This is a genomic window from Streptomyces sp. (assembly GCF_035563135.1).
GTDB lineage: Bacteria > Actinomycetota > Actinomycetes > Streptomycetales > Streptomycetaceae > Streptomyces.
In genome coordinates this window covers 1-9,518 of the sequence record NZ_DATMVN010000661.1, presented here as the reverse complement: position 1 = coordinate 9,518, position 9,518 = coordinate 1, and the positions used below count along the sequence as shown (strand labels likewise).

Genomic DNA, 9,518 nt, shown 5'->3' with positions numbered 1-9,518 from the left:
CCCGCAGAGCACGGTGATCAGCACGAGCGCGGCGGCCCGCACCCGGCCCACTCCCGCACCCAGGGTCTGCGCCACGTTCTCGCCCAGCGCGAGAGCGTTGAGCGCCCTGCTCAGCAGCAGCGCCCCGGACAAGGAGACCACGATCGCGGCCACCGGCAGGGCCAGCGGCGCCTGTTCGCGGGCCGCCAGCGACCCGACCGACCAGAACCGGTACATGTCGAAGACGTCGGGGAGCATCAGCCGCAGGCCGAGCGCGACACCGCTCAGCACCGCGGTCAGGGCGACGCCGGTGAGGACCAGGCGCAGCGGCGAGCGGCGCCCGACGGCGGCGACCAGCAGCGCGGTGATCACGGAGCCGACGACCGCGAAGCCGAGTTCGCCGGCCTGCCCGACGGCCAGCCCGAGCGCCGAACCGATGGTGATGGCGAACCCGGCACCCGCGGTGACCCCGAGGATGCCGGGCTCGGCCAGCGGGTTGCGGGCCAGCGTCTGGATCAGCGCGCCCGCCACCGCGAGGGCGGCGCCCACCGCGACGGCCAGAAGCGCCCGGGGGCCCCGCACGTCACGCACGATCACGTGGTCGTCCGTGCCCTCGTAGTCCAGCAACGCGCGCACGACCTCGCCCGGCGAAACCGGGTGCGCGCCGACGCCCATGCTGAGCACGGCGACCGCCGTCAGCAGCACCAGACCGCCGACGAGCAGGCCGGCCTGCGGTGCGACGGCGCGCTCGGCCCCCGCCGGACCGGACGCTCGACCCGCGACGGTCATCGCTTGAGCAGCGGCGCGAGCGACGTGTCGATCGCGTCCAGGGTGTTCATGGCCGACCCGTAGGTCGCGGCCTCGGTGTAGCGGATCGGGAAGGTCTTGCCGGCCTTGACGGCGGGCAGGTTCTTCCACAGCTTGGAGTCGAGGACGTACTGGACCGCTTCGGAGACGCTGCCGTCGGCGTTGACGGAGTACGTCAGGGCATCGGCCTCGGCGAACGCGTCCGGGAGTTCCTCGATGGACGGGTACTCGCTGACCGCGGCGGAGCCGGGGCCGGCCTTCTTCACCTTGCCGTAATACGCCGCACCGATGTCCTCGGTGATGTTGGTCCCCCACGAGCCGCCGAACTCCCGGTGGAAGTTGCCCTTGGCGACCTCGCCGTACGCGCCGACGTGTCCCAGCTTCAGCTGGGGCAGCACGTCCGCGTACTTCGTCTTCAGCCCGGCGGCCTTCGCCTCGTACGTCTTCTGCCCGGCGTCGAACTTCTCGAGGGCGCCGGCCGCGTCGGCCTGCTTGCGGGACAGGTCGCGCCAGGCGGACGGCAGGGACGGGCCGATCGCCACCACGGGGGCGATCGACTCCAGCCGCTTGACGTCGATGTCGCCGAGCACGGGGGCGGGAACACCGATGACGATCAGGTCGGGCTCGGCCTCGGCGATGGCCTCGTAGTTGGTCTCGGCCGCCTGCTCACCCGCCACCTTGGTGAGCTTCTTGTACTCGGCCAGGTCCTCCTTGCTCATCATCGGCTCGCCGCGCTTCCACGACGAGATCCCGACCAGCGGAGCGTCGGCCTCGATGAGAGCGGGCACGGCGTAGCCGGTGGCCACCACACGCTTCGGGTCGGCGGGGATGGTGATCTTGCCGTTGTCAGCAGCGAACACCCGGGTCCCGGCCTTCTCCGAGGCCTCCGGCCCGCCACCCTCCGAAGAGGACCCGCATCCGGCCAGCATCAGGCTCAGCGACAGGACGCCGACGAGGCCGGAGGTTCTGCGTATGGACATGCAATGCTCCTCGAAATTTAGGTAAGGCTTACCTTATTTGATGATTCCGCGTCCGGACACCCCGAAGCGGCATCGAACCTGCTTCATGTCCGGCCGGGCCCGTCAGTGGTCGTCCTCGTCGAAGTCGGAGACGCCCCGCTTCCAGTAACCGGTGATGTCGTGGTCGGCCTTCTCCAGCCGCAGCTCGTCGCGGACCCAGCGGCGCAGCGGCTTGATCTGACCTGCCTCACCCGCAGCCCACACGTACACCCGCTCCCCCTCGGGCACCGTCACCTCGGTCACGGCCCGCGCCAGGGCGTCGCCGCCCCCCGCCGGGAGGCCGGCGCTGTGCAGCCACCGCACCTCGACGCCTTCGGGCGCGGACAGTTCGATCTCCTGTGTCACGTCCAAGACCTCGACGAACGCCCAGCCCTTCGCGCTCCTGGGCAGTTCCTCCAGCCGGCGCGCGATCGCAGGCAGGGCCGTGAGGTCGCCCGCGAGCAGGTAACGGTCGTAGGAATGCGGGACGATCAGCCCGCCGGGCGGGCCCGCGAGGTGCATGACGGCGCCCGGCCCGGTCCCACGCGCCCAGTCCGAGGCCAGGCCGCCGTCATGCAGGGCGACGTCGATGTCGATCTCTCCGGTGACAGGGTCGTAACGGCGTACCGTGTACTGGCGCGAGCGGAGCACCGACCCCGCCCAGCGCAGCATGGTCCCGTTCTGTTCGGGCAGCCTCAGCGAGCCGTCGGCAGCCGGGAAGAGCAGCTTCACGTGCTCGTCCGGCGCGTGGGCCTCGAATCCCGCGGTGCCCGCCCCGCCCAGGGTCACCCGCAGCAGGCCGGTCCCGACCATGGCGGTGCGCACGACCTCGGTCTCCCTGACGCCGATCGGGTATCCCACCTTCTCGGCACGCAGACCCGCCCGGACCTGCGCGATGCGCTCCAGGTGCCGGTCCCGGTGGTCGGCGAGGCTCACGCCGTCCTGCCCGTCAGGAGCTCGGTCCAGTGCGCCAGTTCGGGCTGTTCGGCGAGGTCGGGATACTCCAGCGTGGCCGCCCCTGCGGCACGCCAGCGCTCGATCAGGACCATGGTCCGTACGGAGTCCAGGCCGAGGTCGGTCAGATTCTCCTCCGGCTCGATCTCGGCGGGGTCGCAGCCGAGGAGTTCCGCGACGTCGGCGCGGACACGTTCGGGTGTCAAGGTCTGGTTCATCGAAGACTCCTGCGGGAACTGGTACCGGCAGCACGGTCGGCGCGTCGGTGATTCGCGTACGGCAAGACGGGCGGCCGCCAGGCCGGGGCTGCGCCGGGCGCGGTGCGCGCTCCGGAGCCCGGGGGCGGCACGTCGGCTGTGGGCGGTGAGGGACCCGGTCCTGCCGGCCACGCGGCGGCCGTCCCGTCGAATCCCACGTTCCAAGCCAACGGGATGCCTCCCTCCCCCACGTGAGCCCAGGCGAGGCTAACCTAACTTGACACCTGTTGGCGCTGGATATCCAAAAGTTGATCAGCTTCCGCGCTCTTTTCCGGTCCGCACGCCGGTCGGCCGCCCGGACTCCTCGGTCACGGGGACAGCGGTGGGCCGAACCGTAACCGAGGGCACATCAGGGGATTCCGCATCCCTCTGGCCGAAGCACTCAAGTGAGGTTACCCTCACCTAACATGCCGCAGAAAGGCCGGACGGCTGTCACCGGTCTGCCGTCCGCCCGCCTCTCCGGCACGCCACGGGGCCCGGTCGCAGGTCCCGGGCCCGCAAGGCAACTCCAGGCCGTCGACGGCGGCGTGACGCCGCGCTGAACCACCCTCAGCTCCGCCGCACACTCCGCATCCGTTCGGCGGAACCATCGAGAATGGAGTCCCCGTGCCGACGGCATCCCAGGTCGCTACGCACATGTCCCCGGCCGGCCCCGCTCACCCGGCCGTAGGCGCGGCCACCTCGCTCCTGGACGCCTACACGCCGGGCTCCCGGTTCCTCGCCACCTCCGGCCGCACCCTGCTGGCACACGGGGCGGTACGCCAAGTACCGCATGACGACAGGCCTTTGGTGGAGCGGGTGAACGCCACCCTGACCGAGGCCGGCGCCGCCGGACAGAGAAATCCCGTGGTCATCGGCGCCATCCCGTTCGACCACGGGGTGCCGGCCGCCCTGGGCGTACCGGCGACGCTGCGCGTCGCGCCGCCGCTCGCCTCCGACCCACTGATCACCCTCCCCGTCGGCGCGTCCGGCACGGCGGACTGGCGCATACGCCCCGTGCCCGAACCCGGGGTCTACGGAGCGGGCGTCGCCTCGGCCGTGGAGCGCATGATGCGCGGGGAGTTCAGCAAGGTCGTACTGGCCCGCACCCTCGAACTCACCTCCCGCGCCCCTCTCGACCTGCCGATGATGCTCCGGCGCCTGGCCCGCCGGGATCCCGCCGGTTACACCTTCGCGCTGCCGACCGGACCCGGCCGCACCCTGATCGGCGCCAGCCCCGAGCTGCTGGTCTCCCGGCAGGGGCGCCAGGTGACCGCCAATCCGCTCGCAGGGTCCGCCCCGCGCAGCACCGACCTCGCCGAGGACGTACGCCGGGCGGCGGCCCTGCTGGACTCGGCCAAGGACCTGCACGAGCACGCCGTCGTCGTGGACGCGGTCCACCGGTCACTCGCCCCGCACTGCACGGAGCTGACCGTTCCCACCCGGCCCACGCTCATCCGTACCGCCACCATGTGGCACCTGTCCACCACCGTCACCGGTACGCTCGCCGCCCCGGACACCTCTGCGCTGGCGCTCGCGTACGCCCTGCATCCCACCCCTGCCGTCTGCGGCACTCCGACCATGACGGCACGTCAGGTCATCGCGGAGACCGAGCCGTTCGACCGCGGTTTCTTCACCGGCATGGTGGGCTGGGGTGACGCGGAGGGCGACGGCGAATGGGTCGTCACGATCCGCTGCGCGGAGGCCGAGGAACACACGCTGCGGCTGTACGCGGGCGCGGGCGTCGTCGCCGCGTCCGACCCCGAGGCCGAGACCGCCGAGACCGCGGCCAAGTTCCGCACGTTCCTCAGCGCCGTGGGAGCCGAGCTGTGAGCACAGGACCGCACGGCGGCCCGGTTCGCCACCGGTCCGTGGCGAACCGGGCGGGACCCGGCCCGCGGACCACCTGGGAGCCCGTCTAACTGCCGGAGCCGGCGGAGGCCGCGTCGGTGGGGTCCGCGTCGGTGGGGTCCGCGTCGGTGGAGGCGAGGGGGAGGGTGAAGACGAAACGTGTGCCGGGAGTGTGGCCGGTGTCCAGGGTGATGGCCCCGCCGTGGTACTCGACGATCTTCTTGCAGAGGGCGAGGCCGATCCCGTTGCCCGGATAGGTGTCCCGGGTGTGGAGGCGCTGGAAGATCACGAAGATCCTCTCGGCGTACTCCTGGCCGATACCGATGCCGTTGTCGCTCACGGCGAATTCCCAGCGGGGACCGTCCCCCTCGGCACCGTCCGCGGGTTCGTGGGCGCTGATGTGGATCCGGGGCACGGCGCCCGGAGCACGGAACTTGACGGAGTTGGAGATCAGGTTCTGCAGCAGGACGCCGAGCTGGGTCGGGTCGCCGTGGACCACGGGCAGAGGATCATGGGTGAGGACCGCCCCGGCCTCCTCGATCACCATGCCCAGGGAGTTGAGCGTACGACGCAGCACGGTCTCGAGGCTGACGTCGACGTCCTCGGCATGCAGGCGGCCGACGCGGGAGAACGCGAGGAGATCACCGATGAGCGTCTGCATACGGTTGGCCCCGTCGACCGCGAAGTCGATGTACTGCTTGGCACGGTCGTCGAGCTGATCCGCGTAGCGCCGTTCCAGGAGCTGGCAGAAACTGGCGACCTTGCGCAGCGGCTCCTGCAGATCGTGGGAGGCCACGTAGGCGAACTGTTCGAGTTCCTCGTTGGAGCGGCGCAGATCCGTCGCCTGTTCGTCGAGCTGGGCCCGGGCACGATCGCTGAACTCCAGCTCCCCGGCCAGGCGCCGGCGCATCCCGTCCACGTCTGCCGCCAGTGCCCGCAGGTCGGCGGGACCGGAGAGGGCGATGGAATGCTCGAACCGGCCGTCCGCGATCTCCCGGACGTCCGCGCGCAACCGGTCCAGCGGGACCTGGACGCCCCGGCGCAGCCCGGCGAACGCGAGCGCGATGAGGGCGAGGACCACACAGGCGATGGCGGTGAAGACCATGTTGCGCAGATCGCGCGCCGCATCCAGGTCGTCACGCGCCTGGTCCCGCTCGGCCTCGATGTGGGTCTGCTGTTCGGTCAGTGCGGCACGGACGGCGTCGAATGCGGCCTTGCCGCTCTCGGTGTGCTGCTGGGCGGAGCCGACGGGGTCGGCTGCCTCGCTGACGGGCCGGGCCGTGGTGGCCTGCCACCGCCCGGAGTGCGCGCGCACCCGGGCCAGGTCGGCCGCCGCCCGCTCGTCGCCCTCCGCCAGGCGCGCCAGTTCCCCGTCCGCGGCCTTCTCCTGGGCGACACCGTCCCGGTAGGGCTCCAGGAACCCGCGCTTGCCCGTCATGCCGTATCCACGGATGCCCGTCTCCTGATTGATCAGGGCGCTCTCCATCCGCACGGAGGCGATCAGGGCCGGCGACCAGCGCTCGGTGAGCCGCTCATTGACGTCGGTGGCATGGCCGAGGACCCAGACGCCGCAGCCGATCAGGACGAGCAGGAGCACCAGCGCCGCCGCGGAGCCGGCCCCCAGCCAGCCCCGGGTGGTCCATCCGCCCTGGACGGGCCGCGGCGGCAGGGGTGCCGGGGCCTGCTGAGGGGTGTCGATCTGCACGTCGGGTCCATCCTCCCTGGGCCCGGCGGCGCACCGGGCGGGCGCCACCCTACCCGTGGGGACAACCACGGTTGTCGACGGGGCGCCTCGGCGTCTACGGTGCACTCATGGCAGCAGAGACGCAGATGAGCTCCGAACAGGAGGAACTGGCCGTACGGGCGCGCCAGGCCGTCGCCGAAGCCGCCCGGCAGCTCGTCCTCCGCGCTCCGGTGCCGGATGCCGGCACGCAGGGCCCGGACGAGCCCCGCAAGGACGCCCTGGCATCTCTGCGCGCCCTGGCCTACCTCAGCCGGGCTGTGGAGGAGTGCGCGGCACTGGCCGCGCGGACCGCCGCCCAGGAAGGCGCCGGCTACCCCCAGCTGGGGCGGGCCTGGGGCGTCAGCCGCCAAGGGGCCCGCAAACGCTGGCCCGGACTCGTCTTCACCAGCCGTCCCGCATCACGCCCGCTACCCCATCACCAGACCCGGAGCTCGCTCATGAACGGCCTCGTCCCCCGCACGTACACCGTCCTGCTCGTCGAGGACGACATGGCCGACGCCATGCTGATCGAGGAGGCCCTGACCGAACACGGCATGGCGCGCGGCATCCAGCGGGCCGACGACGGGGTCGCGGCTCTGGAGTACCTGCGCGACCCTCACACGGACCGGCCGGACCTGATCGTGCTCGATCTGAACATGCCCCGCATGAACGGCCGCGAGCTGCTGAACGTCCTCAAGAACGACAGCGATCTGTCAGGCATCCCCATCGTCGTACTGACCACGTCCGCCGCACCGGACGACATCGAGGACGCCTACCGCCAGCACGCCAACGCCTACGTCACCAAGCCGGTCAACCTCGACGACTTCATGCAGACCGTGCAGAGCATCGACTCCTTCTTCCTCGACACCGCCACCACTCTCCCGCCCCGCCCGGGCGACGAGGGCTGAAGAGGCGGGGCGGGAGGCGGGCAGCGTCTCAGATCGTCGCGGCGTCGATCACGAACCGGTACCGGACATCGCTGTTCAGCACTCGCTCGTACGCCTCGTTGATCCCGGACGCGCCGATCAGCTCGATCTCCGCGCCGAGTCCGTGCTCGGCGCAGAAGTCCAGCATCTCCTGGGTCTCCTGGATGCCGCCGATCCCGGACCCGGAGAGGGACTTGCGGCCGTCTATCAGGGAGAACAGGTCGACGGACACGGGCTCCTCGGGGGCGCCGACGTTCACCAGCGCACCGTCCGTCTTGAGGAGGGCGAGATAGGCGCCGAAGTCCAGCGGCGCCGACACCGTCGACAGGATGATGTCGAAGGTGCCGCGCAGGTCCTCGAAGGTCTTGGGGTCACTGGTCGCGTAGTAGTGGTCGGCGCCGAGCTTCAGCCCGTCCTCCTGCTTGCGCAGTGACTGCGAGAGAACGGTCACCTCCGCACCGAGCGCGTGCGCGATCTTGACGCCCATGTGGCCGAGGCCGCCCATGCCGAGGACCGCGACCTTCTTGCCGGGGCCGGCGTCCCAGTGCTTCAGCGGGGAGTACGTGGTGATCCCCGCGCAGAGCAGCGGCGCGGCCTCGTCGAGCGACAGGCCGTCGGGGATGCGAAGGGTGTAGTTCTCGTCCACGACGATGTGCGTGGAGTAGCCGCCGTACGTGGGGTCGCCGTTCTTGTCCAGGGCGTTGTACGTGCTGGTTCCGCCCTCTTCGCAGTACTGCTCGAGACCTGCCTTGCAGTTGTCGCACTCGCGGCAGGAGTCGACCATGCAGCCGACGCCCACACGGTCGCCCACGGCGAACTTGGTGACGCCGGAGCCGGTCTCGGTGACGACGCCGGCGATCTCGTGGCCGGGCACCATCGGGAAGGTGCCCTCGCCCCAGCCGTCGCGGGCCTGGTGGATGTCCGAGTGGCAGATACCGGCGAACTTGATGTCGATCAGGACGTCGAACTCACCGACGGCGCGACGCTCGATGGTGGTGCGCTCGAGCGGAGCCTTGGCTGAGGGGGCGGCGTAGGCAGCGACGGAAGTCATGCGGGGTTCTCCTAAGGAGTGGTCGTACGCCCGGCAGCCTTCGGTCCGGGCACGTGGTCCAGCCTGCCCCAGTACACAGATTCCGCCCAGGCCACGGTTATGCGTATGTCCACCGGTCCTATTACTGGCGGGGTCAGGATGGTGTGCGTACGACCGTGGATACTGGGCCTATGGATGAGCAGCCTGAATCCCGGCGGCGGCCCTCCGGTGCCCCCGGTGGCGGCGGCACGGGGCACGCCCTCGACCGGCGCGCCGAGCTCAGCGAGTTCCTGCGCAGCCGGCGGGCGCGGCTGAAGCCGGGGGATGTGGGACTTCCCGACTTCGGGCGGCGCCGCCGGGTGCCGGGATTGCGCCGGGAGGAGCTGGCGCAGCTGGCCGGGGTGTCCGTGGCGTATTACACACGCCTCGAACAGGACAACGGGCAGAACGTGTCCGGAGAGGTACTGGGTGCCATCGCGTCCGCGCTGAGACTGACGGACGCCGAACAGGCGCATCTCACGCACCTCGCGAAGCCCAAGCAGCACAGGAAGAAGCCGTCCGTGCGGCAGCAGCGGGTGCGTGGAACCCTCTGTCGGCTGCTCGACACGATGGAGGGCGTTCCCGCGTACGTCGTCGGGCGGCGCTCGGAGATCCTGGCCTGGAACCGGATGGCTGCGGCGGTCTTCGGTGACTGGTCACAGTTGCCGCCGCAGGAGCGGAACTGGGCGCGGCTGGTGTTCCTGAAGCCGGAGTACCGCGAGTTGTTCGTGGAGTGGGACCAGAAGGCGTCGGACATCGTCAGCTACCTGCGGATGGACGCCGGCTGCCACCCCGACGACCCCCGCCTTTCCGCGCTCGTCGGTGAGCTGTCCGTGAAGAGCGAGGAGTTCCGGCGGCTGTGGGCCAGGCACGACGTGAAGGAGAAGAACCACGGCGTCAAGCGGCTGCGTCATCCGCTGGTGGGTGAGCTGTCGCTCTGCTACGAGACGTTCGCTCTGCCCGACGATGCGGAGC

Annotated in this window: 9 protein-coding genes; 3 read left to right on the top strand and 6 right to left on the bottom strand. The window is 70.8% G+C overall.

Annotated elements, in window-relative coordinates:
• The 4 genes from VN520_RS29555 to VN520_RS29540 form a co-directional block, all read right to left on the bottom strand.
• A partial coding sequence (locus VN520_RS29555; RefSeq protein WP_325750012.1) for an iron chelate uptake ABC transporter family permease subunit occupies positions 1 to 768 on the bottom strand: 768 nt, incomplete at its 3' end.
• Entirely contained in the window at positions 765 to 1,766 is a 1,002-nt protein-coding gene (locus VN520_RS29550; RefSeq protein ID WP_325750011.1) for an ABC transporter substrate-binding protein, read from the bottom strand. The genes VN520_RS29550 and VN520_RS29555, both read right to left, overlap by 4 nt.
• A 102-nt stretch (positions 1,767 to 1,868) precedes the next feature.
• Positions 1,869 to 2,720, bottom strand: coding sequence for a siderophore-interacting protein (locus VN520_RS29545; protein WP_325750010.1), 852 nt, complete (start codon positions 2,718 to 2,720; stop codon positions 1,869 to 1,871).
• A complete protein-coding gene (locus tag VN520_RS29540; RefSeq protein ID WP_325750009.1) occupies positions 2,717 to 2,956 on the bottom strand; it encodes a phosphopantetheine-binding protein in 240 nt (79 codons plus the stop codon). Before VN520_RS29540 ends, VN520_RS29545 begins: the two co-directional genes overlap by 4 nt.
• A gap of 645 nt (positions 2,957 to 3,601) precedes the next feature.
• Here VN520_RS29540 and dhbC point away from each other — a divergent pair.
• On the top strand, positions 3,602 to 4,807 hold the full coding sequence (dhbC, locus tag VN520_RS29535) for an isochorismate synthase DhbC (RefSeq protein WP_325750008.1): 1,206 nt from the start codon (positions 3,602 to 3,604) through the stop codon (positions 4,805 to 4,807).
• Positions 4,808 to 4,892: 85 nt separating this feature from the next.
• Here dhbC and VN520_RS29530 read toward each other — a convergent pair whose 3' ends face one another.
• Positions 4,893 to 6,530: a sensor histidine kinase gene (locus VN520_RS29530; RefSeq protein WP_414719985.1), complete on the bottom strand. Its 1,638-nt coding sequence runs from the start codon at positions 6,528 to 6,530 to the stop codon at positions 4,893 to 4,895.
• A 107-nt stretch (positions 6,531 to 6,637) separates the two neighbouring features.
• Here VN520_RS29530 and VN520_RS29525 point away from each other — a divergent pair, with 107 nt between their 5' ends.
• Positions 6,638 to 7,456 carry a response regulator gene (locus VN520_RS29525; RefSeq protein WP_325750007.1) on the top strand — a complete coding sequence of 273 codons (819 nt, stop codon included), beginning with the start codon at positions 6,638 to 6,640 and terminating at the stop codon, positions 7,454 to 7,456.
• A 28-nt stretch (positions 7,457 to 7,484) separates the two neighbouring features.
• Here VN520_RS29525 and VN520_RS29520 read toward each other — a convergent pair whose 3' ends face one another.
• Positions 7,485 to 8,525, bottom strand: coding sequence for an NAD(P)-dependent alcohol dehydrogenase (locus tag VN520_RS29520; RefSeq protein WP_325750006.1), 1,041 nt, complete (start codon positions 8,523 to 8,525; stop codon positions 7,485 to 7,487).
• Between the two features lie 170 nt (positions 8,526 to 8,695).
• Here VN520_RS29520 and VN520_RS29515 point away from each other — a divergent pair.
• Positions 8,696 to 9,518 (top strand): helix-turn-helix transcriptional regulator (locus VN520_RS29515; protein ID WP_325750005.1); only part of this gene is annotated, 823 nt, incomplete at its 3' end.